Below are 1,271 nucleotides of genomic sequence, written 5' to 3'. Positions count from 1 at the left end.
AAGGGACTGCTGCACGGATAGGTGATACCTGACCTGGCTTGCTGAGAGGCGGCCTGGAAGGATGTTGCAGTGCCCAAGCCGTATCCGAAGGAGTTCCGCGAGGACGTCGTGCGGGTCGCGCGCAACCGCGAGCCCGGCGTCACGCTGGAACAGATCGCCGTCGACTTCGGGGTCCACCCGATCACGCTGTCGAAGTGGCTGCGCCGTGCCGACACCGACGAGGGCGCCAGGCCCGCAACAGCCTCGGGTGAGTCGGCCGAGCTGCGAGAGGCACGCAGACGAATCCGGCTGCTGGAGCAGGAGAACGAGGTCCTCAGGAGGGCTGCTGCGTATCTGTCGCAGGCGAACCTGCCGGCAAAATGATGTACCCGCTCGTCCGCGAGCTTGCCGCCGCCGCTGCCCCACGCAGGGTGACGTGCCGGGTGCTCGGGCTGGCCCGCCGGCCCTACTACCGGTGGCTGGACCGGCCGGTCACCGACGCTGAGATGGCCGAGGCATACCGGGCCAATGCCCTGTTCGACGCGCACCGTGACGATCCCGAGTTCGGCCACCGCTTCCTGCTCGACGAGGCCTGCGCCGCCGGTGAGGCGATGGCCGAGCGGACCGCCTGGCGGATCTGCCGGGACAACGGCTGGTGGAGCGCCTTCGGCAAGCGAAGAGGCCGTGGGAAGAACGCCAAGGCCGGGCCGCCGGTCCACGATGACCGGGTGCGGCGGGACTTCACCGCAGCCGGGCCGAACCGGCTGTGGCTCACGGACATCACCGAGCACGCCACCGGCGAGGGCAAGCTGTACCTGTGCGCCGTCAAGGACGTGTACTCCGGCCGCATCGTGGGCTACTCGATCGACGCCCGGATGCAGTCCCGCCTCGCGGTGAGAGCCCTGGAATCCGCGGTGGCCCGCCGTGGCCAGGTCACCGGATGCATCGTTCATTCCGATCGCGGATCGCAGTTCCGCTCACGGAAGTTCGTGTCCGTACTCGCACGTCACGACCTGGTCGGCTCCATGGGCCGGGCCGGTGCGGCCGGCGACAACGCGGCCATGGAGAGCTTCTTCGCGCTGCTGCAGAAGAACGTCCTCGACCGCCGTGCCTGGGCCACCCGCCAGGATTTGCGGATCGCGATCGTCACCTGGATAGAGCGCACCTACCACCGACGCCGGCGTCAGAGACGCCTGGCCCGATTGACCCCCGTCGAGTACGAGACCATCATGACCCCAGCCGCAGCCCTGGCTGCATAAACCCCCGCTGTCACCCGATCATGCAGCAGTCCC

General features: G+C 68.7%; 1 protein-coding gene. It reads left to right on the top strand.

Annotated features, from left to right (window positions below; translation table 11 throughout):
• Positions 1-69: 69 nt before the first annotated feature.
• Positions 70-1,238 (top strand): IS3 family transposase gene (locus ACIQ6R_RS37035; protein WP_404226441.1). Its coding sequence is split into 2 segments (ribosomal slippage): positions 70-354 and positions 357-1,238, totalling 1,167 coding nucleotides; the frame shifts between segments, so codons are not numbered across the junction.
• Positions 1,239-1,271 lie beyond the last annotated feature (33 nt).

This window comes from Streptomyces sp. NPDC096048 (assembly GCF_044763415.1).
Taxonomy (GTDB): Bacteria; Actinomycetota; Actinomycetes; order Streptomycetales; family Streptomycetaceae; genus Streptomyces.
This window is presented reverse-complemented; position numbering and strand designations above follow the sequence as displayed.